This is a genomic window from Burkholderia sp. ZZQ-2 (assembly GCF_050768715.1).
In the GTDB taxonomy this organism is placed as follows: domain Bacteria; phylum Pseudomonadota; class Gammaproteobacteria; order Burkholderiales; family Burkholderiaceae; genus Burkholderia; species Burkholderia cepacia.
This window is the reverse complement of the sequence record NZ_LDVA01000274.1, coordinates 50,225-75,243: the sequence shown is the minus strand read 5'-3', so window position 1 is coordinate 75,243 and position 25,019 is coordinate 50,225. Positions and strand designations below refer to the sequence as shown.

General features: G+C 68.1%; 21 protein-coding genes, 1 tRNA gene and 1 riboswitch. Of the genes, 16 read left to right on the top strand and 6 right to left on the bottom strand.

Features of this window, described 5'->3' with window-relative positions; translation table 11 throughout:
• Positions 1-73 precede the first annotated feature (73 nt).
• The gene (locus ABY44_RS21945; protein WP_059695985.1) at positions 74-1,369 is read right to left on the bottom strand and encodes an MFS transporter; all 1,296 of its coding nucleotides are present in this window, start codon (positions 1,367-1,369) and stop codon (positions 74-76) included.
• A 358-nt stretch (positions 1,370-1,727) separates the two neighbouring features.
• Between ABY44_RS21945 and ABY44_RS21940 the strand changes: the two genes are divergently transcribed.
• On the top strand, positions 1,728-2,669 hold the full coding sequence (locus tag ABY44_RS21940; protein ID WP_060174699.1) for a hypothetical protein: 942 nt from the start codon (positions 1,728-1,730) through the stop codon (positions 2,667-2,669).
• Between the two features lie 79 nt (positions 2,670-2,748).
• Here the strand turns inward: ABY44_RS21940 and ABY44_RS21935 are convergent, their stop codons facing one another.
• Entirely contained in the window at positions 2,749-3,441 is a 693-nt protein-coding gene (locus tag ABY44_RS21935) for a DUF2968 domain-containing protein (RefSeq protein ID WP_027788080.1), read from the bottom strand.
• Positions 3,442-3,556: 115 nt separating this feature from the next.
• A complete protein-coding gene (locus ABY44_RS21930; RefSeq protein ID WP_060174698.1) occupies positions 3,557-4,744 on the bottom strand; it encodes a gamma-glutamyl-gamma-aminobutyrate hydrolase family protein in 1,188 nt (395 codons plus the stop codon).
• Between the two features lie 280 nt (positions 4,745-5,024).
• Here ABY44_RS21930 and ABY44_RS21925 point away from each other — a divergent pair, with 280 nt between their 5' ends.
• The 8 genes from ABY44_RS21925 to ABY44_RS21890 all read left to right on the top strand — a co-directional run bounded on the left by ABY44_RS21925 (position 5,025) and on the right by ABY44_RS21890 (position 13,081).
• Positions 5,025-5,705, top strand: coding sequence for a GntR family transcriptional regulator (locus ABY44_RS21925; RefSeq protein ID WP_027788082.1), 681 nt, complete (start codon positions 5,025-5,027; stop codon positions 5,703-5,705).
• Positions 5,706-5,711: 6 nt separating this feature from the next.
• Positions 5,712-7,088, top strand: coding sequence for an amidase (locus ABY44_RS21920; protein WP_060174697.1), 1,377 nt, complete (start codon positions 5,712-5,714; stop codon positions 7,086-7,088).
• 140 nt (positions 7,089-7,228) lie between these two features.
• Complete coding sequence (locus tag ABY44_RS21915; RefSeq protein ID WP_027788084.1) at positions 7,229-7,741, top strand: disulfide bond formation protein B; 513 nt, start codon at positions 7,229-7,231, stop codon at positions 7,739-7,741.
• A gap of 636 nt (positions 7,742-8,377) precedes the next feature.
• The gene (gene xdhC / locus ABY44_RS21910) at positions 8,378-9,382 is read left to right on the top strand and encodes a xanthine dehydrogenase accessory protein XdhC (protein ID WP_431641993.1); all 1,005 of its coding nucleotides are present in this window, start codon (positions 8,378-8,380) and stop codon (positions 9,380-9,382) included.
• An 18-nt stretch (positions 9,383-9,400) separates the two neighbouring features.
• Positions 9,401-10,426 (top strand): adenosine deaminase, encoded by a 1,026-nt coding sequence (locus ABY44_RS21905; RefSeq protein WP_060174695.1) that lies wholly within the window; start codon positions 9,401-9,403, stop codon positions 10,424-10,426.
• Between the two features lie 27 nt (positions 10,427-10,453).
• On the top strand, positions 10,454-10,801 hold the full coding sequence (locus tag ABY44_RS21900) for a hypothetical protein (RefSeq protein WP_081072610.1): 348 nt from the start codon (positions 10,454-10,456) through the stop codon (positions 10,799-10,801).
• A complete protein-coding gene (gene guaD / locus ABY44_RS21895) occupies positions 10,798-12,114 on the top strand; it encodes a guanine deaminase (RefSeq protein ID WP_431641989.1) in 1,317 nt (438 codons plus the stop codon). The genes ABY44_RS21900 and guaD overlap by 4 nt, the downstream gene beginning before the upstream one ends.
• Before the next feature lie 178 nt (positions 12,115-12,292).
• A riboswitch (yybP-ykoY riboswitch) is annotated at positions 12,293-12,430 on the top strand.
• Positions 12,431-12,508: 78 nt separating this feature from the next.
• Positions 12,509-13,081, top strand: coding sequence for a TMEM165/GDT1 family protein (locus tag ABY44_RS21890; RefSeq protein ID WP_021163944.1), 573 nt, complete (start codon positions 12,509-12,511; stop codon positions 13,079-13,081).
• A 54-nt stretch (positions 13,082-13,135) separates the two neighbouring features.
• Here the strand turns inward: ABY44_RS21890 and ABY44_RS21885 are convergent, their stop codons facing one another.
• Positions 13,136-13,837: a DUF4136 domain-containing protein gene (locus ABY44_RS21885; protein WP_431641985.1), complete on the bottom strand. Its 702-nt coding sequence runs from the start codon at positions 13,835-13,837 to the stop codon at positions 13,136-13,138.
• A 187-nt stretch (positions 13,838-14,024) separates the two neighbouring features.
• On the opposite strand from ABY44_RS21885, the gene pepN reads away from it, so the two are divergent.
• The 7 genes from pepN to ABY44_RS21850 all read left to right on the top strand — a co-directional run bounded on the left by pepN (position 14,025) and on the right by ABY44_RS21850 (position 21,876).
• Positions 14,025-16,718 carry an aminopeptidase N gene (gene pepN, locus ABY44_RS21880; protein WP_060174693.1) on the top strand — a complete coding sequence of 898 codons (2,694 nt, stop codon included), beginning with the start codon at positions 14,025-14,027 and terminating at the stop codon, positions 16,716-16,718.
• 279 nt (positions 16,719-16,997) lie between these two features.
• Positions 16,998-18,011: a class 1 fructose-bisphosphatase gene (locus ABY44_RS21875; RefSeq protein WP_006485729.1), complete on the top strand. Its 1,014-nt coding sequence runs from the start codon at positions 16,998-17,000 to the stop codon at positions 18,009-18,011.
• A gap of 206 nt (positions 18,012-18,217) precedes the next feature.
• Positions 18,218-18,293: transfer RNA gene (locus ABY44_RS21870), tRNA-Thr, on the top strand.
• Between the two features lie 171 nt (positions 18,294-18,464).
• The gene (locus ABY44_RS21865) at positions 18,465-19,274 is read left to right on the top strand and encodes a helix-turn-helix transcriptional regulator (RefSeq protein ID WP_060174692.1); all 810 of its coding nucleotides are present in this window, start codon (positions 18,465-18,467) and stop codon (positions 19,272-19,274) included.
• A 144-nt stretch (positions 19,275-19,418) separates the two neighbouring features.
• Complete coding sequence (locus ABY44_RS21860) at positions 19,419-21,152, top strand: FAD-dependent oxidoreductase (protein WP_060174691.1); 1,734 nt, start codon at positions 19,419-19,421, stop codon at positions 21,150-21,152.
• Positions 21,149-21,361 carry a hypothetical protein gene (locus ABY44_RS21855; RefSeq protein WP_027788092.1) on the top strand — a complete coding sequence of 71 codons (213 nt, stop codon included), beginning with the start codon at positions 21,149-21,151 and terminating at the stop codon, positions 21,359-21,361. The genes ABY44_RS21860 and ABY44_RS21855 overlap by 4 nt, the downstream gene beginning before the upstream one ends.
• A gap of 260 nt (positions 21,362-21,621) precedes the next feature.
• Complete coding sequence (locus ABY44_RS21850) at positions 21,622-21,876, top strand: GlsB/YeaQ/YmgE family stress response membrane protein (RefSeq protein ID WP_027788093.1); 255 nt, start codon at positions 21,622-21,624, stop codon at positions 21,874-21,876.
• 79 nt (positions 21,877-21,955) lie between these two features.
• Here the strand turns inward: ABY44_RS21850 and ABY44_RS21845 are convergent, their stop codons facing one another.
• Positions 21,956-22,567 carry a hypothetical protein gene (locus tag ABY44_RS21845; protein WP_060174690.1) on the bottom strand — a complete coding sequence of 204 codons (612 nt, stop codon included), beginning with the start codon at positions 22,565-22,567 and terminating at the stop codon, positions 21,956-21,958.
• Complete coding sequence (locus ABY44_RS21840) at positions 22,555-24,918, bottom strand: TonB-dependent receptor (protein WP_060174689.1); 2,364 nt, start codon at positions 24,916-24,918, stop codon at positions 22,555-22,557. Before ABY44_RS21840 ends, ABY44_RS21845 begins: the two co-directional genes overlap by 13 nt.
• Positions 24,919-25,019 lie beyond the last annotated feature (101 nt).

Below are 25,019 nucleotides of genomic sequence, written 5' to 3'. Positions count from 1 at the left end.
GAGCGCCGTTCACCCGGGCTCCCTTTGTCCATGCGACGCGCGCGGCCGGCGCCGCGCGACGTGCGCTTGCCTGTCAGGCCGCCTTGTACTGGTTGCGAGCCTCGGGCGTGCGATACAGCACGAGTGTCGCGATCAGCCCGCAAATCGCGGCAACGCTCAGCCACAGCCCCGGCGCGGCCTTGTTGCCGGTCTGATGAATCAGCAGCGTCGAGATCGCGGGCGTGAAGCCGCCGATCGTCGTCGCCAGGCTGTATGCCAGCGAGAAACCGGCCGTGCGCACGTCGGCCGGCATCACTTCGGTCAGCGCGACGACCATTGCGCCGTTATACGACGCATACAGGAATGACAGCCACAGCTCGACCGCGAGCAGCCGCAGGAACGACGGATCGCCGACGAGCCACAGCACGGCCGGGTAAGCCGACAGCAGCGTCAGCACGGTAAACGCAATCAGCACCGGGCGGCGACCGATGCGGTCGGACAACGCACCGGACAGCGGCAGCCACACGAGATTGGAAATCCCCACGCAGACGGTCACGACGAGCGCGTCGAGCGACGACAGGTGCAGCACTTCCTTGCCGAACGTCGGCGTATAGGCGGTGATCATGTAGAACGACACCGTCGTCATGATCACCATCCCCATGCCCGCCACCACGACGCCCCAGTTGTCGAGCATCGAACGCATGATCTCGCCCATCGTCGGACGATGACGCTTCGCGAGGAACTCGTCGGTCTCCTTCAGCGAACGCCGGATCAGGAACAGGAACGGCACGATCAGGCAGCCGATCAGGAACGGAATGCGCCAACCCCACGCGGTCATCTCCTCGACCGGCAGTGCACGGTTGAGCAGCACGCCGACGAACGCGGCGAACACCACGGCCACCTGCTGGCTGCCCGACTGCCACGACGTATAGAACCCCTTGTGGCCCTTCGTCGCGATCTCCGACAGATAGACCGACACGCCGCCGAGTTCGACGCCCGCAGAAAAGCCCTGCAGCAGCCGGCCGAGCAGCACGAGCACCGGCGCGAGCACGCCGATCGTCGCGTAGCCGGGTATCGCGGCCACCGTGAGCGTGCCGAGCGCCATCAGCCCGAGTGTCAGGATCAGCCCCTTGCGCCGGCCGTGGTGGTCGATGTACGCACCGAGCACGATCGCGCCGACCGGGCGCATCAGGAAGCCCGCGCCGAACACCGACAGCGACAGCATCAGCGACGCGAATGCGTTGCCGCTCGGAAAGTAGGTTTTCGCGATGGCCGACGCGTAATAGCCGTAGACCATGAAGTCGTACATTTCCAGGAAGTTGCCGCTGACGACGCGGAACACGGTGCGGAATTTCGATTCCTGCGTGATGGCGTGTGACGCTGTGGACATGTTTTTCTCGCTCAGCTCGGATGGCGCGAATCCGCGCCGCATGGATCCGACGACGCACGCGGCGCCGGGCCGGCGCGCACGGGCATCGCTGCCCGCCGGCGGCGCGCCGCGCGACGACGCGCGCACCGGCATGGTTCGCGCATCATGCCACGCCAACCCGACATTTGCCTTGTGCCGCCGCGACCGTTGCCATTGCCGTCGCGGCACTCTTCTCGTACGAGTCGCCCCGAATCGGAAGAAAAAATCGGATTGATCTGATCGACCTGCTCTCGCCACCTGACCACAATGTCACGATTTGCGACGACATTTCCGCGCCGCGGCCGGCAAGGTTGCCCGTGTCGCACGGCGTACCGCCCTCATGACCCCATCGCCACTCGTCCCCGTCGAAGGCGCACTCGCCCGCCCTCGCGTCAAGCCGCTCGATATCGCTCCGTCGTTCGGCCGCGAATGGACCTTTCGCGGCGCGCCCGGTGCACGGCCCGACAGGCACTGTCTCGCCACGCTGACGACATCCTGCATCGACGTCGACCGGCCGCACAGCGCATGCCGCTGGCAGCCGCGGTCCGTGGCGTTATCGATGCCGGTTTCGGCTGGCGCGCCGGTCGTGCCGGCCGGCGTTACCGGCGCGCGCATCCGCCGTTCTCACGACCGGCGTGCGCGGTATGCGATCTGCTGGAGCATCGGCGCGCTCGGCATCATCGGCTGGCTGATCGCCGCATATGAACCGCCTGCGGGCTTCGGGCCCACATACGCGATTCAAGCGGCCGGCAGCGTGCCGGATCACGCTACGTCGTGGTCCGGCACCGTGCAGGTCGCGACGGTACAGCCGGATACGTCGACGAGCACGCCACCGCAGCGCACGATGGCCGCGCCTGTCGCGACAACGGCCGAAGCGCCGCAGGTCATGCACCACGTCGCGCGTCGTCCGGCACCGCTTCGTCCCGACGCAACGTCCAACGTGCCGCCCGCGGCCATTGCATCGTCACTCCGTTCGAACGACAAACGCGGCGCGACGGCGGCACCGGCCCGGCCCGCGACCCCGTCGCGGCTGGCCGCGCGCCCACCGGTCCGGAGCAGCACGGTTGCCCCACGCGCACATGATCAGTTCGCCCCCGCGTCGCCCGCAATCGCCGAACCACGCGACACGCTCGACGATCCGCTCACGCTGATCGCAATGGCAAGCGCGCTGCGCGCTACCCAACCCGAGTGCGCATCGCACACGCCCGCCGCCGGTTTCGACTGGACGGCACAACTGTCCCACCGCCGCCTGACCGATACGCCGGACGCGTTCGCGCACTGACGGCCGCACCATGAAAAAAACCCGGCGAAGCGCGCTTCGCCGGGTTTTGCCCGTCTCTCTCCGTCCGTCTGACGAATCGTTACTTGTGTGCCGGCAGCCCCGTCTCGGTCTGCTTCTCGAGTTGCCGCACCTGCTCCTGCAGATCACGCAACTGCATCTGCGCGGCCCGCTTCTCGACCTGCAGCGCCTGTGCCTGCTCCTGCGCCGAACGCTGCCGTTGCGCGACTTCGGCCTGCTGGCTACGCGCAACGCTCAGGTCGGCCTGCAACTGCTGCGCACGGTTCGCCTGCAGCGCGATCACGCGCTCGAGAAACGCTTTCTGCGCCTCCAGCTCGGTACGACGGATCTCGATATCGGCGAGTTGTACGGTCTGCTGAACGAAGTTCGCGTACACCATCTCCGCGCGGCTCTTCTCCTGCGACCGGATCACACGCCACAGGTGCTTGTCCTGGAACAGCGCGACGTAGTACGTCATCTCGCGCGGATCGAACATCAGGCTCGCACCGTAGCTGCCGTTGTACGTCGTGCGCATTTCGACGATCCGGCCATCGTGCAGCATCTGCGTCAGCTCGGCGACGTTGCCTTGCGCGGATGCATCCGTCGCCACCGTGGCGGACGCCGCCGCGTCGCCGCGCAGGCTCGTGACCGCCGGGCGCGTACCGGCGGCCGGCGCGGTCGCGTCGGCGGACCAGGCCGTGCCTGCTTGCGTGCAGGCAGCCAGCGCAACGATCCACGTTGCGCATCGTGCAGGGGAGAAATTTCGGAAAACCAACGTCGGACTCCGGCGAACGATTCGGAACTCGCGATTATCGTTCAAAACGAAATGGCCGCATCTCGAATTTATCGGGATGCGGCCGGCCTTCGTACGACGCGAAGAAAGGGGCTGGCTACAGGCGGGTTTCGCGCGCCGCGCGCAGGAACGCATCGAGCAGCGGCGTGCAGTCGAGCAGCTCCGAGCCGCCGGCGCGATGGAACTCGGGGTGCCACTGCACGCCGACGACGAACGGCGAACGCCGATGACGAATGCCCTCGATGATCCCGTCGCCCGCCGACACGGCCTCGATGTTCAGATCGCGGCCGAGATCGCGGATCGCCTGATGGTGAATCGAGTTGACGATCGCCTCGCTGCGCCCGGGGAACATGCTCGCGAGCGTCGACGAATCGGGAAAGCGGATCGCGTGTCGATGCTGGTCGTAATGCTCGCTCACGTGCGCATTCGCGGTCGGCACGTCGGTGGCGATGTCCTGGTACAGCGAGCCGCCGAACGCGACGTTGATCAGCTGGCAGCCGCGGCATACGCCGAGGACGGGTTTGCCGGATTCGACGAACTCGTGCAGCAGCTCGAGTTCGTACATGTCGCGCACGCGATCGCCCGGCCATTCGGGGCGGGCGTCGGACGCGGCGTAGGTTTGCGGCGACACGTCGGCGCCGCCCTGCAGCAGCAGCCCGTCGAGATGCTTCGCGTAGTCGCGCAGGCGGATGTTGCTCGGGTGAATCATGCCCTGGTGGCCGACGGTCGGAATCATGAACACGAGCACGTCGCGCGACATCACCCAGTGCGCGATCGATTCCTCGAGATACTGCAGTGTCTTGCCCCGCAGCCCCTTCGCACCCGGTTCCGGATGGAAGATCCGCGCCGACACGCCGATGCGCAGCGTGCGCTGCGTGATGCGCTGGCCGGCGCGGTCGAACAGCCGGCGCGCGCGCGCGGCCACGATCCGGCCGAACACCGACCACGGCGTGTCGCTCTGCTTCAGGTAGGCCGGCGGCGCATTCTGCGCGCTCGCCGGCGGCGGGCGCGGCGTGTCGAAGTCGGGCTGCGCGCCGAACCCCGGCGGCGGCGCGCCATGCTTCGGCGGCGTGGCAACAGCGCCATCGACGGCGGTGCCCGTTGCACCGGGCGCACCCGGCTCGGACGCCGCCGTGACCGGCGACGCGCCGTCCGCGGCGACGTCCTGCGCGGCGGCCTGGACTGCCGGCGCATCGGGCGCTTTCGCCGGATCGGTACGGGGGGAATCGGAAGAAACGGAGGAGGTGCCGGGCAGACCGGCCGGGGAAGGCGTGTTTTCGCTCATGACGATGGTCTGGTACGTCGCTCACGCGTATGGATAAACGAGGATTCATTATGCGTCAGCGCACGATCGCGCGGCAAACCTGCAACATCCTGTCGATATTGTTGCAAGTCGGCGGCAAACTGCGCCGACAAGCGCCCCCGTCCCTCGCGCCGGCAAGCCGGTGCACCGCCGCCGGTACTGGACACCAGTGATATATCACAATAATATCCAGCCATCGTCCACGCTTCCCGATCGCCCGCGCCATGATCGCGCCCCGTCCGGCCGCCGCGCCGCACCCCGCATGAATGCCCTGACCGACGTCACCCGCGACCGCCCCGCCGCACCGGCGGCCAGCCTCGCCGACCGCGCGTACGCACTGATCCAGCGCGACATCATCACGATGCGCCTGAAGCCCGGCGCCGCACTCAACGAAGCCGACCTCGTCGCCCGCACCGGGATCGGCCGCACGCCGGTGCACCAGGCCGTGCATCGGCTCGTACTCGAAGGGCTGCTGTCCGTGATGCCGCGCAAGGGATTGATGGTGCAGCCGCTGTCGCTCGACGACATCGTCGCGGTGATCGACGTGCGGCGCATCAACGAAGCGCACTGCGCGGAACTCGCCGCGCGCCATGCGACGCCCGACGATCTCGCGCGCCTGGCCGCGCTGCTCGACGAAGGACAGGCGTGCGTCGACACGCACGACGTCGAGGGCATGATGGAACTCGACCGCGCGTTCCACCAGGCGATCGCCGCGGCCGCGCGCAATGCGGTTCTCGCCGAGATCCTGCGCGCGCTGCACGAACGCTCGCTGCGCTTCTGGTTCGTCACGCTGTCCGAACCCCACCATCTCGCCGACGTCCAGCACGAACATCGCGAACTGTTCGACCGGCTGTCCGCGCGCGATGCCGCCGGCGCACGCGCGGCCGTCGAAAACCATATCGACTCGTTCCGCTCCACGCTTCTTCAACATCTTCGCCCCTGAGCCGCCATGACCACTTTCACGCCCTTTCCCCCGCTCGCCCAGCTCGCCGCCGATCTCGCCGCCGGCCGGACCACGAGCCGCGCGCTCGTCGACACCGCGCTCGACCGGATCGCCGATCCGTCGGGCCAGGGCGCGGTCGTCTTCACCGAAGTCGATGCCGACAACGCGCGTGCCGCCGCCGACGCGCACGACCGGCTGCGCGCCGCGGGCACCGTGCTGTCGCCGCTCGCGGGCATTCCCGTGTCGGTCAAGGACCTGTTCGACGTCGCGGGCCAGGTGACGCGCGCGGGTTCGCGCGTGCTCGACGGCGCGCCGGCCGCGCGCACCGATGCGGTCGCCGTCGCCCGGCTCAAGCGGGCGGGCGCGGTGCTGGTCGGCCGCACCAACATGAGCGAGTTCGCATTCTCGGGGCTCGGGCTGAATCCGCACTTCGGCCACCCGCGCTCGCCGTACCACCGCGACGTGCCGGGCGACGCACGAATTTCCGGCGGCTCGTCGTCCGGCGCGGCCGCGTCCGTCGCCGACGGGATGGCCGCCGTCGCGCTCGGCACCGACACGGGCGGCTCGATCCGCATTCCGGCCGCGCTGTGCGGGCTGACGGGATTCAAGCCGACCGCGAGCCGGATCCCGACACAAGGCGGCGTACCGCTGTCGACGACGCTCGACTCGTTCGGCCCGATCGGCCTGACGGTCGCCTGCTGCGCGCTCGTCGACCGGATGCTCGCGGGCCTCGAACCGCACGTGCCGGCCGCCCGGCCGCTCGAGGGCGTACGGCTCGGCGTGCTGACGAACTACGTGACGGACGGTGTCGATGCCGACGTCGCGGCCGCGCTCGACGCCGCGCTCAAGCATCTCGAAGCCGCCGGCGCGATCGTCACGGAAGTGCGCTTCCCTGCGCTCGACCGGCTGCCGGACGTCAACCGCTTCGGCTTCTCGCCGATCGAGGCCTACGCATGGCATCGCCCGCTGCTCGCTCGGCACCGCGACCAGTACGATCCGCGCGTGCTCACGCGCATCCTGAAGGGCGAACCCGCGAGCGCGGCCGACTATCTCGACCTGCTCGCCGCGCGCACCGCGATGCTCGCCGAAGCCGCGCACACGGTCTGGGCGCGCTTCGATGCGCTCGTCGCGCCGACGGTGCCGGTCGTGCCGCCGCGCATCGCCGACCTCGAAACGGACGACGCCGCGTTCACGCGCACCAACGCGCTGATCCTGCGCAACCCGAGCGCGTTCAACTTCCTCGACGCGTGCGCGCTGTCGCTGCCGTGCCATCCGCGCGACGCGGCGCCGGTCGGCCTGATGCTCGCGGCCGCACCGCATCGCGACGACGCGCTGCTCGCGATCGGCCAGGCCGTCGAGGCCGTGCTCAATACGATCCGCTGAACGCAGCCAGCCGAGCGCCGGCGGACAGGGCGCGCGGTGCGGCAGGTTGCCGCACGCGCGCTGTCAGTTTCGTGCCAGACCGTTCGCGCTAAAATCGCGCGATTGTTTTCCGGACCGACCCCACGAGGAACCCCGCCGACATGAACGACTACACGCTCGCAATCCGCCGCGAACGCCGCCTGCTGATGCTGCTCGGCTGGGTGTGCATCGCCCTGCTGGCCGGTGCGCTCTACCTGCAGTACGTGAAGAACGAAGATCCCTGCCCGCTGTGCATCATCCAGCGCTACTTCTTCTGCGCGATCGGGATCTTCGCGTTCCTGGCCGCCGGGATCCGCAACTGGCGCGTCATCTGGGTGCTCGAGCTGCTGATCGCGATCGCCGCGGCCGGCGGCGTCGGCACGGCCGCCCGGCATCTGTCGATCCAGATGAATCCTGGCTTCAGCTGCGGCTTCGACACGCTGCAGCCGATCGTCGACAGCCTGCCGCCCGCGCAGTGGTTCCCCGGCATGTTCAAGGTCGCCGGGCTGTGCGAGACCGTCTACCCGCCGATCTTCGGCATCCTGCTGCCCGGCTGGGCGCTGATCGGCTTCGCCGCGATCCTGGTTGCCGTCGTCGCGAGCCTCTGGCGCCATCGCCGCAAGCTCGCGGCATGACCGGCCGGTTTCGCACCGGCCTGCGCGCGGCCCGCTCACCCGGGCCACACGCCGCCAGCCGGCAAGCCCGGCACCGGAGCACTCGCCGAAGCGGCCCGGCCGGTCGCCCCTGACCGGCCGTACCCGGGCGGCCCCGCGTAAACACCTACCTCGCCGCCGCCCGGATAGCCTGGCGAACGCGCATCGCGCGACTTCCGCGCCCAGCCCCGCCACGCCTGCGTTTTGGCCCGATGTGCACGCATCGGCGCCCCGATCCCGGGCGGCGGGCCTATGATCGACATGATCGCCTCCTGATAGCCCGGATCACCGCCCCGCGATGTTCCCGCCGCCGTGCGGTGCTATCTTCCGGACTGGATGGCGATCTACGTGCGCGAGGCCAGGCGGTCTCCCCCCCTGCGTAACGCGCGCCCGATCCGCAATGTCGACTGGATTCATCATGACAACGCAAACCATCCGCATCCGTCACCCTCATGGCGTCCGCGCATCCGGCGGTGCCGTCCGCGCGCACTGTCGCCGCGCCGCCGCACCGCATTCGCCGTGCGGCCGGCCCGCCCCGCTCCCGTCCGTCATCGTTGCCGCCACGCTCGCCAGCCCGCGCCGCGTGTCGTGCCGCGTCGTTTCGCAAGGGGTGTGCTGATGGAAGCCTGGCTCGGCGATCTGCAGCAACTGCTCGCGCACGGCGAAGCCGCCGTGCTCGTGACGGTCGCGCACACCGACGGCTCCGCGCCGCGCGAAGCCGGCACCAAGATGCTCGTCACGCGCGACACGGCCCGCCATACGATCGGCGGCGGTCATCTGGAATGGAAGGCGATCGAGATCGCGCGGCATCTGCTGAAGGACGGCGCGCACGTGCCGCACGCGCGCCGGCTCGAACGGCTCGCGCTCGGCCCGAGTCTCGGCCAGTGCTGCGGCGGCGCCGTGGTGCTCGCGTTCGAGCGGCTCGACGTCGGCGATCTCGGCTGGATCATGTCGCTCGCGAAGCGTGTCGCGGCCGGCGCCGCGACCGTGCGTAGCGTATCATTCGGCCCCTCGCCGGGCGCGCCGCTGTTGAGCGAGCCCGAATCGGAAGCCGCGCGTGCCGACTGCCTGCTGTGGGAAACCGGCGGCGTGTCGCTGATGACCGAAACGATCGCGCCGTATGCGTTCCCCGTCGTGCTGTTCGGCGCCGGGCACATCGGCACCGCGCTCGTGAAGGTGCTGGCGACGCTGCCGTGCCAGGTGCGCTGGATCGACGGGCCCGATGCGGTGTTCCCGCCGGCCGACGCGCTCGCCGGCATCGGCAACCTCGCGATCGAGGCGGCCGATGCCCCGGGCGACGCCGTCGACACGGCGCCGCCGCAGTCCTACTTCGTCGTGATGACGCACGACCACGCACTCGATTTCGTGCTGGCCGAGCGCATCCTGCGACGCGGCGACTATGCATACTTCGGGATGACCGGCTCGCACGCCAAACGCGTGCAGTTCGATCATCGCCTCGCGGCGATCGGCATCGACCCGGCCCAGGTCGCGCGGATGCGCTGCCCGATCGGTGTCGAAGGCATCATCGACAAGGCGCCCGAAGTGATCGCGATCTCGGTGGCTGCGCAATTGCTGCAGGCCGTCGAAGCGAACGCGGCCGCGCAGGCTTCCCTTACCTACTGACCGACCAAGAACGACGCCATGACCCCGACACTCAAGGACAAGATCGCCCGCGCGCCGAAAGCGGAGCTGCACATTCACATCGAAGGCTCGCTCGAGCCCGAGCTGATCTTCGCGCTCGCGCAGCGCAACGGCGTGAAGCTCGCGTACGACTCGATCGACGCGCTGCGCGCCGCCTACGCGTTCACCGACCTGCAGTCGTTCCTCGACATCTATTACGCCGGCGCGAGCGTGCTGCTGACCGAGCAGGATTTCTACGACATGACGGCCGCGTACTGCGAACGCGCGCTCGCCGACAACGTCGTCCACACCGAACTGTTCTTCGATCCGCAAACGCACACCGAACGCGGCGTGCCGATCGAGACGGTAGTCGCGGGCATCGAGCGCGCACTCGCCGATTACGAGCAGCGCGGGCTGTCGAGCAAGCTGATTCTGTGCTTCCTGCGCCACCTGTCCGAAGAGGACGCGCTCGCGACGTTCGAATCCGCGCTGCCGCTGTTCGAGCGCTATCGCCATCGCCTGATCGGCGTGGGCCTCGACTCGTCCGAACTCGGCCATCCGCCGACGAAGTTCGCGCGCGTGTTCGACAAGGCACGCGCGCTCGGGCTGAAGCTCGTCGCACATGCGGGCGAGGAAGGCCCGCCCGCGTACATCTACGAGGCGCTCGACGTGCTGAAGGTCGACCGGATCGACCACGGCGTGCGCAGCATCGAGGACGCGGCCCTGGTCGAGCGTCTCGCCAGGACGCGCACGGCACTGACCGTCTGCCCGCTGTCGAACCTCAAGCTGTGCGTGTTCGACGACATGGCGAAACACACGCTGAAGGCGCTGCTCGATCGCGGCGTCGCGGTGACGATCAACTCCGACGATCCGGCCTATTTCGGCGGCTACGTCAATGAAAACTACTTCGCGACGGCCGAAGCGCTGCAACTCACGGATGCCGAAGTCCATGCGGTGATCCGCAACGGCTTCGAGGCATCGTTCATCGATCCGGCGCAGCGCGACGCACTGTACGCGCGCCTCGACGCGTACTGGCAGGCCGCCTGACGGCCCGCATCGAGGAACGCCAGACAGATGAAACACGGCAACGGCATCCGCTTCGCAACCACCGGCCCGGCGTCGCGCCGGAACGGTCGCGTGCGTGCCCGCGCGGCGAGCGCGCCATTCGTCGTCGCCCGCCCGTGCTTGCCGTCGCGGTTTGCCGCTGCGTTCGCCGCCGCTCCGGTCGCGAACGCAGCGGCTGCGAGGCCCGCCGGCAACCACTCGCCGGCGGCTTCGGCCGCCACGTTCGCCCGCGCAATCGCCTCCGGTCGTGCCGCACGCAGCATGCCGCTACCGCTCGCGAAACGCCGTCCCGCCGCCCTCCGGCGTCGATCGCTTTCTTCTGTTCGCCTTACCTTGATGCAGGACCATTCGTCATGACGCAAACCGCTTTCCGTTCCCAGCTGCTGACTTTCAACGGCGACCCGGCGCAATCGAGCCAGGCCGCGAACTACGAGACCGACGGCCTCCTGATCGTCGACGACGGCAAAGTCGTCGCGGCCGGCCCGTACGCGCCGCTCGCCGCGACGCTCGCGCGCGACGCGATCGTCCATGACCTGCGCGACAAGCTGATCGTGCCCGGCTTCATCGACACGCACATCCACTATCCGCAGACGGACATGATCGCGTCGCCGGCGCCGGGCCTGCTGCCGTGGCTGGACAAGTACACGTTCCCGACCGAGCGCCAGTTCGGCGATCCCGAGCATGCGCGCGAGGTGGCCGACTTCTTCGTCGACGAACTGCTCGCCTGCGGCACGACGAGCGCGCTCGTCTACTGCACGGTGCACAAGCAGTCGGCCGATGCGCTGTTCGCGGCGAGCGACGCGCGCGACCTGCGGATGATCGCGGGCAAGGTGCTGATGGATCGCAACTGCCCCGAATTCCTGCGCGATACCGCGCAATCCGGTTACGACGACAGCGCCGAGCTGATCGGCCGCTGGCACGGCAAGGGCCGCCAGATGTACGCGCTCACGCCGCGTTTCGCGCCGACGTCGACCGAAGCGCAGCTCGAGGCGTGCAGCGAACTCGCGCGCCGCCATCCGGACGTGTTCGTACAGAGCCACGTCGCGGAGAACGTCGACGAGGTGAAATGGGTGGCCGAGCTGTTCCCCGGCCATCGCAGCTATCTCGACATCTACGACCGCTACGGGCTGCTGCGCCCGCGCGCGGTGTACGGCCACTGCATCCACCTCGACGACGAGGACCGGCGCCGGATGGCCGAGACGCGCACCGTCGTCGCGCACTGCCCGACGTCGAACTTCTTCCTCGGCAGCGGGCTGTTCGATTTCGACAAGGCCGGTGAATACGACGTGCCCGTCACGCTCGCGACCGACGTCGGCGGCGGCACGTCGTTCTCGATGCTGCAGACGATGAACGAAGCGCACAAGGTCGCGCGGCTGTCGGGCCACCATCTGACCGCGACCCGGATGTTCTGGCTCGCGACGGCCGGCGCCGCGCAGGCGCTCGACCTCGCCGACACGGTCGGCACGCTCAAGCCGCGCACCGAGGCCGACTTCGTCGTGCTCGATCCGCAGGCCACGCCGCTGCTCGCGCGCCGCACGAAGCGCGCGGATTCGCTCGAGGAACTGCTGTTCGCGTTCGCGCTGCTCGGCGACGACCGCGCGGTGTACCGCACCTATGCGGCCGGCGAACTCGTCCACGAGCGCGGGGCGGCGCGGCGCCCCGCCGCGTAACGGCGTTCCGGGGGGTGTCACGGCAGGCGCGGGCGTTCGCCGCCGCGTCTGCCTGCGGCCGCTCCCCGCCTGCCGGGCCTGCTGTACGGCCGGAGCTTGCCGAACGCCAATCCCCGCCCCGACACCAGGCACCGCACCGCTCGACCGCTTTCCCGCGCGCGACACGCCGTGCTAGAATTCGCCGCTCATTGGGGAGTAGCCGCTCCGCTCGATGTCCCGCGCCCCCGGCGCGCATCGTGACGGAGGCGTCCGTCAACAGACTTGGCCTTGCGGCCATGGCGGGCGCAGCCACCTAGGCCTGGCGAGACCGATGGTTCACAGTGCGCCGCATCAGGGCCCGGCGCGCCGTGGATCGTCGCTCGCACGCACAACACCGGCCCGTGGAACCCCATACGTGTCTCAAGCCTTCCTGATCTCCACCGGCGCCGTCGCGCTCGCTGAAATCGGCGACAAGACCCAGTTGCTTTCCCTCGTCCTGGCCGCACGCTATCGCAAGCCGGTGCCGATCATTCTCGGTGTGCTCGTCGCGACGCTCGTGAACCACGGTTTCGCCGGCGCGCTCGGCGAATGGCTCGGCGCGCTGGTCACGCCGTCGATCATGCGCTGGGCGCTCGCGTTCTCGTTCATCGCGATGGGGTTGTGGATCCTCGTGCCGGACAAGCTCGACGCCGACGAGGCCAATGCCAACCGCTCGCGGCTCGGCGTGTTCGGTGCGACCCTCGTCGCGTTCTTCCTCGCGGAAATGGGCGACAAGACGCAGATCGCGACCGTCGCGCTGGCCGCGCGCTTCCAGGACTACATCGGTGTCGTGGCCGGCACGACGTTCGGGATGATGCTCGCGAACGTACCCGCGATCCTGCTCGGCGACCGTTTCGCGCACCGCCTGCCGACGAAGCTCGTGCACGGCATCGCGGCCGTGCTGTTCGTCGTGCTCGGCGCGCTGGCGCTGCTGGGCGTCGGGGTCTGACGGGGAAGAAAACGGCAGGCGCGGCCGGACGGCCGCGCCGAGGCTGATGCCGCGTTACTTGGCGGCGGCTGCGCCCGAAGCGGGCGCAGCCGGCACCGCGCGCTCGTTGGCGGCCGGTGCCGCCGGGCCGCCGCGCTTGTCGACCGGCAGCCGGACCGAGCGGACCGCGCCGTTCGACAGCGGGAAATCGGCGAGCGCGCTGCGCGCAAGGAACGGCATCGCGTACAGCAGCGTGCCGTTGTCGCCGGTCGTGCGCGCGGACACGTTATAGACCTCCTTGCCCGTCGCGCGCTCGGTGATGCGGATGCCGAGCGTGTAGTCGAACACCTGGTACGTCTGCGCGACATAACCGGCCGGCATCGGCCCCCAGGGCCCCCACGGGCCCCACGGCCCGCGCCGCCAGTACGGCCCCGGCCCGACGAACCACGGATCGTAATAGACGGGCTGCGGCACCGTCACGAGATCGCTGCCGACCGCATAGGTCAGCCCGACGAGATAGCGCGCCTGCGCCTGCGGCACCTGCCGGTACGCATACGTGGACAGCTCGTTCGCGACGATCGGCTCGTAGGTCGACTGCTCGATGCTGTTCTTCTGCGCGTCGGTGCGGGTGAACGCATAGGTGCGTGTCGCGTCGCTGCCGCTCCAGTCGGAGAAGGCCGTGACCTGGGTCGTCACGTAGCTGGTGCAGCCGGTCAGCAGCGCCACGCACAGCACCGCCGCCCAGCCCGCACCGCGTTGAATCCATTCGCGTTTCATGTTGATCCTCTTCGATCCGTCACCCGTTCGTCGCACCGCGCGAACCGTAACGGGATGCCGATAATACGCGGACTCCCGGAACCGGTAAAAAGTTCGCCCGGCACGCAGCCGCAAGCCTTTGTACAATGGCCCGGTTCGCCCGGCCCGTGCCACGGGCCCGTCCCCCACTCCACCGATCTCGACGACCATGTCCGACAACGCTTCCTCCACCGTGATCCGCCGCGCCGACTACACGCCGCCGGCCTTTCTCATCGATGCCGTTGCGCTCGAATTCGATCTCGCGGCGGCCCGTACGATCGTCAGGAATACGATGCGCGTGCGCCGCAACCCGGACGCCGCGCCCGCGCCGCACCTGGAGCTGATGGGCGAAGCGCTCGAATTCGTCGGCGCACGGCTGGACGGCGCGCCGCATGGCGCCGTGCGCGCGCACGAGCACGGGCTGACCGTCGAGAACGTCCCCGATGCATTCGAGCTGACGCTCGAAAGTGCATGCGCGCCCGACCAGAATACGACGCTGTCGGGTCTCTATGTATCGAGCGGCAACTTCTTCACGCAGTGCGAAGCCGAAGGCTTTCGCCGCATCACCTACTTCCTCGATCGCCCGGACGTCATGGCGTCGTACACGGTGACGCTGCGCGCCGACAAGGCCGCCTACCCGGTGCTGCTGTCGAACGGCAACCTCGTCGATTCCGGCGACCTGCCCGACGGCCGCCACTTCGCGAAGTGGGAAGACCCGTTCCGCAAGCCGAGCTACCTGTTCGCACTGGTCGCCGGCAAGCTCGTCGCGATCGAGGAGAAGATCACGACCGGCTCGGGCAAGGAAAAGCTGCTGCAGGTGTGGGTCGAGCCGGCCGATCTCGACAAGACGCGTCACGCGATGGATTCGCTGATCCATTCGATCCGCTGGGACGAGAAGCGCTTCGGCCTCGAGCTCGATCTCGACCGCTTCATGATCGTCGCGGTCGGCGACTTCAACATGGGCGCGATGGAAAACAAGGGGCTCAACATCTTCAACACGAAGTACGTGCTGGCGAACCCCGAGACCGCGACCGACACCGACTTCGCGAACATCGAATCGGTAGTCGGCCACGAGTACTTCCACAACTGGACCGGCAACCGCGTGACCTGCCGCGACTGGTTCCAGCTGAGCCTGAAGGAAGGCCTGACGGTGTTCCGCGACCAGGAATTCTCGGCCGACATGGCCGCGGGCGACGCCGTCGAATCGGCGGCCCGCGCGGTCAAGCGCATCGAGGACGTGCGCGTGCTGCGCCAGCTGCAATTCGCCGAGGATGCAGGCCCGATGGCGCACCCGGTGCGCCCGGAGAGCTACGTCGAGATCAACAACTTCTACACGATGACCGTCTACGAGAAGGGCTCGGAAGTCGTGCGGATGTACCAGACGCTGTTCGGCCGCGACGGCTTCCGCAAGGGGATGGACCTGTATTTCAAGCGCCACGACGGGCACGCCGTGACCTGCGACGACTTCCGCCACGCGATGGCCGACGCGAACGGGCGTGACCTCGCGCAGTTCGAGCGCTGGTACAGCCAGGCCGGCACGCCGCGCGTGTCGGTGCGCACCGCGTACGACGCGGCCGCGCGCCGCTATACCGTCACGCTCGCGCAGGGCTACGGCGACGCGTCGCCGGCCGCGCGCGAAACGCAGCAAGGGCCGCTGCTGATCCCGTTCGCGATCGGCCTGATCGGCCGCGACGGCCGCGACCTGCCGCTGCGCCTCGACGGCGAAGCCGCCGCGGCGGGCACGACGCGCGTGCTCGACTTCACCGACACCGAACAGACCTTCACGTTCGTCGACGTGCCGGAACAACCGCTGCCGTCGCTGCTGCGCAACTTCTCGTCGCCGGTGATCGTCGAGTACGACTACAGCGACGACGACCTCGCATTCCTGCTCGCGCACGACAGCGATCCGTTCAACCGCTGGGAAGCCGGCCAGCGCCTCGCGACGCGCGCGCTGCTGACGCTCGCCTCGCGTGCCGCCGCGAACGAGCCGCTCACGCTCGGCGAGAACTTCGTTGCCGCCTTCCGCCGCGTGCTGACCGACGCGACGCTGTCGCCCGCGTTCCGCGAACTCGCGCTGACGCTGCCGTCGGAAACCTACCTCGCCGACCAGATGGCGGAAGCCGATCCGGCCGCCGTGCATCGCGCGCGCCAGTTCGTGCGCCGCCAGCTCGCCACCGCGCTGCGCGCCGAATGGCTCGCCACATACGAGCAGCACCAGACGCCCGGCGCCTACGAACCGACGCCCGAGGCTTCCGGCCGCCGCGCGCTGAAGAACCTCGCGCTCGCATATCTCGCCGAGCTCGAGGATCCGGCCGATGCCGTGCGCCTCGCGACCGCGCAATACGACGCGGCGAACAACATGACCGATCGCGCGGCCGCACTCGGCGCGCTGCTGTCCGCCGCGGCCGCCGGCGCGAACGAACCGGCCGAGCACGCGCTCGACGATTTCTACCGCCGCTTCGAGAAGGAAGCGCTCGTGATCGACAAATGGTTCGCGATGCAGGCCGCGCAACGCGGTACGCCCGCGCAGCCGACGCTCGCGAAGGTTCGCAAGCTGCTCGCGCACCCCGCGTTCAACCTGAAGAATCCGAATCGCGCACGTTCGCTGATCTTCAGCTTCTGCGCGGCCAACCCCGCGCAATTCCACGCGGCGGACGGCTCGGGTTATGCATTCTGGGCCGAACAGGTGCTCGCGCTCGACGCGATCAATCCGCAGGTCGCGGCGCGCCTCGCCCGCTCGCTCGAACTGTGGCGCCGCTTCACGCCCGCGTTGCGCGACCGCATGCGCGAAGCGCTCGAGCAGGTCGCGGCAGGCGCGAAATCGCGCGACGTGCGCGAGATCGTCGAGAAGGCGCTCGCGTAACGCAATTCTCCGCATCGCTCACACGCGAAACAGCCGGTGCCGCCCATGGCGGCACCGGCTTTTTTACTGCGTGAATACTGCCGGCCCCGGACGTAGTCGCGGGGTCTGACCGCGCCGCTTGCCGCCGCTGCATGGCGCGTCCCGTGCATCGTCGCTGCCAGAAACCGGGCCGATCCGGCCGCCCGGCCATGTAACCGGACGAAAAAAGCCGGCGGCACGGGAGGCGCGGCGGGTAAAATTGCGGCCATTCAAGGATTCTTTGGCCTTCTGGAGTCTGTCATGTCCATTGCCCGCCGCACCACGCTGTCGAAGTTCCTGATCGAACAGCAACGTGAGACCAACAACCTCCCCGCCGACCTGCGCCTGCTGATCGAAGTCGTCGCACGCGCGTGCAAGGCGATCAGCTACAACGTGTCGAAGGGCGCGCTCGGCGAGGCGCTCGGCACCGCCGGCAGCGAGAACGTCCAGGGCGAAGTGCAGAAGAAGCTCGACATCCTGTCGAACGAGATCCTGCTCGACGCGAACGAATGGGGCGGCAACCTCGCCGCGATGGCATCGGAAGAAATGGAAACCTTCTTCCCGATCCCGGCGAACTACCCGCGCGGCGAATACCTGCTCGTGTTCGATCCGCTCGACGGTTCGTCGAACATCGACGTGAACGTGTCGATCGGCACGATCTTCTCGGTGCTGCGCTGCCCGGACGGCAAGCAGGCAACCGAGGAATCGTTCCTGCAGCCGGGCACGCAGCAGGTCGCGGCCGGCTACGCCGTGTACGGCCCGCAGACGGTGTTCGTGCTGACGACCGGCAACGGCGTGAACTGCTTCACGCTCGACCGCGAAGTCGGCTCGTGGGTGCTCACGCAGAGCAACATGCAGATCCCGGCCGACACGCGCGAATACGCGATCAACGCATCGAACGCACGCCACTGGTACGACCCGGTCAAGCGCTACGTCGACGAACTGAACGCCGGCAAGGACGGCCCGCGCGGCGACAACTTCAACATGCGCTGGATCGCATCGATGGTCGCCGACGTACACCGGATCCTGAACCGCGGCGGCATCTTCATGTACCCGGCCGACAAGCGCACGCCCGATCGTCCGGGCAAGCTGCGCCTGATGTACGAAGCGAACCCGATGTCGTTCATCGTCGAACAAGCGGGCGGCGCCGCGACGACGGGCACGCAGCGCATCATGGAAGTCCAGCCGACGGGCCTGCACCAGCGCGTGCCCGTGTTCCTTGGCTCGAAGAACGAAGTCGAGCGCGTGACCGGCTATCACGACGAAGCAAAATAATTGCACTGCAGCACTAGACGGAGGTGCGATGCGCAAGTACAATCGCGCCTCTTGATGTGGCCCTGACCGGTCGCATCACAGTGAAGTGAAAGCGGGAAGTCCGCCGGATCGATGGTTTCGCGAAGCAGCAGCAGCAAGCTGAAAAAAATTTCGCAAAACCTATTGCCAAGATCCCGGAAATCACCATATAATTTCATTTCTCTGCTGCCGGTGTAGCTCAGTTGGTAGAGCAGCGCATTCGTAATGCGAAGGTCGTAGGTTCGACTCCTATCTCCGGCACCAAGACATAAAGGCCTGACAAGCATCGCTTGTCAGGCCTTTTCTCTTTTCCGGCGCCGAAATCGTGCGCCCGCCCTCTCGCCTCACCCAGTCCGCTTGCGGGCATCTCCGGACTCCCGTATCACGCGCCGACGACTACAATCGCCGGACACTCCACCCTCGCCCCCCTTCTTCATGCGCACCTGGCGTCTCGAGCGAGCGAATCTCGCCGCGCAGCTGGACGTGTCCCGCGCAACGCGCCTCGTCGCCGCGATCGGCGGCAACGAGCCGAACGCATTCGCGGCCGAAATCCTGAAACTGTTCGACGACGCGCTGTCCATCACGCAGTGCACGATCTTCGCGTACGAGTTCGGCAATCGCCCGCGCACGATGTCGGTCGCCGATCATCGCGGAGGCCGCTACCTGCGCGACCTCGCCGACACCTACGCACGACATTTCTACGCACTCGACGGCAACCAGCAGATCGTGTCGACCGCCCATCGCGGCACACGCCGCCACGATCTGCTGCTGCACCAGCAGGCCGGCGACGAGATCGATCACGAAGCGTATCGTGCCGCGTGCTACCGCGGCCCCGACGTATCCGACCGGCTGGCGCTGCTGATGCAGCCCGGCGATGCGACGTGGCTGTCGATCAACCTGTACCGCGCGCATTGCAGCGGCGCATTCCAGCCGCGCGAGATCGCCGCGATCGAAGCGCTCGCGCCGCTGATCGCGCAGGCCGCAAGGCATCACTACGCGCTCGCCGGTGCGGCACAGATCGGTATCCCGCAACGGATGCTCGCGCGACTGCGCCATGCATGCCCCGATTTGTCCAAGCGCGAGCTCGACGTGCTGCGCGGCGTACTCGACGGCCAGACCGCGCACGAGATCGGCGAGACGATCGGCGTGAAGGCATCGAGTGTCGTCACCTACCAGAAGCGCGCGTACCGGCGCCTCGGCATCTCGAGCCAGCGCGAGCTGTTTGCGCTGTGCATGCAGCCGTGAAACGTCGCGGCCTGCGTTGAGCCCCTCGCTGTACCCGATTTGGGGACAACCGACGCACGACCGGCTTCCATACTGTCCCGACCTGTTGCGCGCATCTTTGCGTCGATGCGCGCACGTCGAGCCGGACAACCCTGGAAGCCAACGATGGATATCGACTTCAAGCCCTACCCGTTCGTCGCCGAGCGCCATCCCGCGCATCTGCCGGCCTGCGACGACGGTATCGATACGCACCGGCATCGCGTTGCGATCGTCGGTGGCGGCCCCGTCGGCCTGGCCGTCGCGCTCGGCCTTGCGAACCACGGCATCCGCAGCGTGCTGATCGAGGCCGACGACGCAGTCTGCCACGGCAGCCGCGCCATCTGCATCTCGCGGCGCAGCCTCGAGATCATCGAGCGGCTCGGTGCGCTCGACGACTTCCTGCGCAAGGGGCTGCCGTGGACCGGCGGGCGCAGCTTCTACCGTCGCGACGAAGTGCTGCATTTCACGATGCCGCAGGACGAAAACCAGAAGCTGCCGCCGATGGTGAATCTCGCGCAGTATCACATCGAGCAGTTCCTGCTCGACGCCGCGCTGCGCCGCCGCGAACTCATCGAGATCCGCTGGCAGACGAGAGTCACCGGCGTGACCCGGCAACCGGACGGCGTACGCCTCGACGTCGACACGCCGCTCGGCGGCTACGCACTCGACGCCGACCGGGTCGTCGCGTGCGACGGCGGGCGCAGCACGATGCGCGACGCGCTCGGCCTGTCGCTCCGCGGCACGAGCTACGAGGGCCGCTACGTGATCGTCGACATCGCGCTCGACAGCGACCGGCCGACCGAACGACTGGCGTACTTCGACCCGTCGTCGAACCCGGGCTCGACGGTGCTCGTTCACAAGCAGCCCGACAACGTGTGGCGGATCGACTATCAGTTGCGCGACGATGAGGATGCCGAAGCCGCCGTGAAACCGGAAAACGTGATCCCGCGCGTGCAGAACCTGCTCGACATGATGGGCGAGCGCGGCGACTGGTCGCCGATCTGGATCACGATCTACAAGGCGAACGCACTGACACTCGAACGCTATCGACACGGTCGCGTGCTGTTCTGCGGCGACGCTGCGCACCTCGTGCCGATCTTCGGCGTGCGCGGCGCGAACTCGGGCATCGACGATGCCGACAACCTGGCATGGAAACTCGCGTACGTGACGCGCGGACTCGCATCGGACACGTTGCTCGACAGCTACTCGGACGAACGCGTGTTCGCGACGCACGAGAACCTCCGCTACGGCACCAAGAGCACCGAGTTCATGGCGCCGCCGTCGTTCGCGTTCGAACTGATGCGCAAGGCCGTGCTGTCGCTCGCGGTCCGCCATCCCGCGCTGCGCTCGCTGATCAATCCGCGCCAGACGACGGCCATCGCGTATGCGACGTCGCCGCTCAACGCGGCCGAACGCGACACGTTTTCGGCCGGCCCCGCGCCCGGCACGGTGCTCGCCGAATGCCCGCTGATGCTGTACACGGCACACGGCAGCGACGTGCGCCGCGGCCACCTGACCGACCTCGTCGCTCCGCGCTTCACCGCATTCTGCTTCACTGCCGACGGCGTGCCCGAGGCGACGCTGGCCGATCTCGAGCGGCGCCTGCAGGCTGCGCGGATGCCGTTCGCGCTCGTCACGCTCGCGCGGCATGCGGCGCCACGGCAACCGGCCTGCGGCGGCCATGACGTCGGCGGCCGGCTGTTCGACATGTACGGCGCGCGCGACGGCACCGTCTATCTCGTGCGTCCGGACGGTCACGTACTCGGCCGCTGGCACGACGCGCGCGCCGGCGACGTGGCCGCCGCACTCGAACGCGCACTCCATCCTTGCGCATCGACCGATCCTCAGGAGACCGCATGATGACGGATACCGAACGCGACACCCTCTACACCGACCTGTGCCGCACGATGACGCGGATCGGTGAAGCCGATGCGTCGCTCTTTCTCGCCCGCTTCGCACTGCTGTCGATCGAGGCGATCGGCGACACCGCGACCGTCGCACGGCTGATTGCCGACGCAAGCGACGGATTGCCCTCTGCGGGCATGCAGGCTTCGACGCTCGGACGATGACGCTCACGGCCGACCGGCTTCACCGGCAGCCATTCCTTACAGATTCATTTCGCCGCGCATCGCCCGTGCGCCAGCCTCGCCGTATGCAGACGAATTCCCTGGAAAATCCGGTTACGGGTGCATAACATTACTTAACGATTCCGACCCGTCTATCGCGTTACATTGCGTGGGCGGCGCGGCGGGTCGCAATGCCGCCTTCATTCAGCTTGCGGCGACAGCCGACGTCCGGTCATTCGACACAACACAAGGAGAGGACCACCATGACTCATGGCTTGATTATGTGGCTCATCATCGGCGCGATCGCCGGCTGGCTTGCCGGCTTGCTCGTCAAGGGCGGCGGCTTCGGGCTGATCGTCGACATCATCGTCGGGATCGTCGGCGCAGTGATCGGCGGCTGGCTCGCCGGGCTGCTCGGCATCAGCATCGGCAGCGGTTTCATCGGATCGGTGATCGTCGCGGTCGTCGGTGCAGTGATCCTGCTGTTCGTGATCCGGCTATTCAAGCGAGCGGCCTGACGCTTCTCTCCACGCGCCTTCGGGCGCGTTTTCGCATCAGGCCGGCGCGCGGCCCGTTCGCCGCGCGCCACCGGCCCGTTCAGCGCCTGGCGCGCTGCAACCCGCCGTCGAGCACGTCGGCCGTCAGCAATCCGCTGCGCGCTTCGCGCGCGCCATCGCGCCCGATCCATACGGTGCGCAGCATCTCCCCTCTCCATCCCGCATCGAGCGCCGCGCTCAGCCGCTCGGGCATCGGCTCGGCGTTCGCGTACTGCACGACCTGCGGCAGATGCATCTGCGCGAGTGCCCGGGAGATCGCCGGGCCGTTGTCGTCGTACACATCCATTGCGACCATCGCGAACTGCATGTCCGGACTCGTAGCGATCTTCGGACGATTCTCGGCGCTCGTGTAGATCGGCTCCGGCATCGCGTTGACGGTGGCGGGCGCGGACAGCGTGCGGCCCGCGTCGTCGGACTGCGCGACGACGACATGCGCGCCTTCGACCCACGCGGCCCACAGCCGGTGATGCGTGTCGAATGCCGCCCCCGTCGCGAGCGGCTGCTTCTGCTGCGCGGGCACTTCCTGCATGCTCATGTGCGCGGCGCGCGAATCGGCGGCCTTCGGCAGGACGTGGGTGTCGTGCGCCCCGGCAGTCGACAGCAACGCGCACCACAGCGCGCCGCCTGCCGCGGGCGATTTCACAGTGACCATTTCAGTTCTCCGTAGAAAGTACGGCCCGGATATGGGTGAAACACGTAGTAGCGGCGGTCCGTCACGTTGTCGATACCGACCGACGCGGTCCAGTGACGGTCGAAGCGGTAGCGCGCCTTCAGGTCGACGATCGTGAACGAGCTCGTACCGCCGTAGACGTCCGGGTTCACGTCGCTGTTGTCGAGCGCGTTGAACTGGCGACCCGAATAGCGCACGCCGACGCTCGCGAGCCAGTGTTCGTCGAAGCGATACGACGCGAGCAGGTTTGAACGCATGCGCGGAATACGCGGAAAGCGCGAGCCGACGTACGCGGGATTCGCGGCATCGGTGAGGATCTGCGCGTTGCTCGCCGACACGTTCGCGTCGAGACTGAGGCCGCGCAGCCCGACGTTCTCGCCGCTGAACGCGAGTTCGACACCGCGCACGCGCACGCGATCGACGTTCGAGATGTTGGTCACCGTCGTCGCACCCGACACCGTCGTCTGGCTGTAGATCGAATCGCGCAGATCGCTCTGGAACACGCTGGCACGCACGACGCCGACACCCACGTCGCGCTCGGCCGTGAAGTCCCAGTCGATCGCCTTTTCCGGCCGCAGGTTCGGGTTGTTGTTGACGATTGCGTTGTTCGAGATCGTGCCCTGGAACAGTTCGCCGACCGTCGGGTAACGCGTGCCCGTCGCGAACGACAGCCGGAAGCGCCAGACGTCGGTCGCATCCCATTGCAACGCGACTTTCGGCGACAACGCATTCGCGCTGCGATCCGCATAACCGAGCGTGCCGCTCGCGTTGCCGAGCGCGCCGCCGTACGCATCCCAGCGTTCGTAGCGCAGCCCCAGCGTCGCGAGCCAGCCCGGTGCGAAGCGCCACGCATCCTGCCCGAACAGCGCCTGCGTGCGCGTGTCGCCCCGATAGGTGGTCGCGAGCGACGTGGTCGGGCCGGCCAGCCAGTCGGCCGTGTTGTACATGACGTTGCGCAGGAAGTAGTTGTCGTAGTGGTAGCCGAACGTGAACGTGTGGCCCTTCACTTCCGGCGCCTCGGCCTTCAGGTCGAGCGTGCGCCAGCCGGTGCCGTCTCCCTGGAACAGCGTGCCTGCACCGCCCTGCACGGTCGACGCCGAGCGCTGCACGTCACGCGACACGTCGTACGCGGACACGACACCCGACAGGCGCCAGCCTGAATCGAGCCGACCGTTCAGCCCGAGCGCGTACAGCCAGTTCTCCTGGTCGCCGCGCTGCGGCGCGAACGCATTCGGCGCAACGGTCATGTTCTGGCCACCGATCGACACGTTGCCGCCGTAGACCGGATTGCCGGCCGCATCGCGCAGAAAGGTTTCGCCGTGCTGCCGGTAATGGTTCTCCCAATGCCCGAGCGTGAGCGTCGCATCGACGTGGTCGGTGAACGCGTAGCCCATCCGGATCGTCTCGTTGAGCTGTTCGGTCCGCTCGATCGTCTGCGCGCCGACGATCGTCCGCGGCTTGCCGTTGGGCCCGATGTCGGTCGCGGCGCCGCTCACGGGCACGGCGGCGCCGAGCTTCGGGTTGTACGCCGAATTGGGGCTCGCATATTGCATCGGCTGACCGTTGTTCTCGAGCCGGTCGAGCGACAGCGCGAACCAGAACCGCCCGACGCGGTTCGCGATCCGCGCGGTCTGGTGATTGCCACCGAAGCTGTCCGCGAATCCGTAGCCGTCGTGGTAGCGCTGCGTAAAGAACTGCGTCGACAGCGACGCCTCGAGCTTTTCCGGCCGGCGCGTCGTGAGCAGCACGGTCGAGCCGATCGAGTTGCCCGGGTACAGCGCGGAAAAAGGGCCATAGAGCACGTCGACGCGCGCGATATCGTCAGGCGGGATCAGCGACCAGCGCGGCGGGTACGCGTAGCTCGAGCCGAGCAGGTTCGACAGCAGCACACCGTCGGCGTAGACGAGCCCGCGCGCGCTCTGCAGTTCGTTGAAGTCGCGACCGGCGAACACGCTGTTGCGGTCGCCGATATAGCGCTTGCGGACCATCAGGTTCGGTGCGTACTTGAGCGCGTCCTCGGTGGTGACGTTGGTATGCGATTCGATCTGCTCGCGCGTGATCGACGTGACGACGGCCGGCGTATCCGGATCGACCGGTTGCCGCTGCGCGGTCACGCTGACCGCGGTCAGCGTACTGCCGGCCGGCACCGGCGAAACAGTTGCCGCGGTGGATGCCGGCGCGACGGGATCGGCGGGACGCTCGACACCACGGCGGGCAGTGTCGACACGCGTGTCGTCAGTTGAAGCCGCATGGGCGACAGGCCACGCGAAAGCGGCCGCGCATGCGAGCGCGAGCCGCCCGCGCGACGGCCGCGCGGCGAAGGAGGAGGACATGAGGGGATTCCTGAAAACGTGATCGAACGCCGCCGGACACGAGCGCGCGCACCACGCACGGACGGCGCGGCACGCGGCCCGGCCGCGAGCGGCACGCGCGC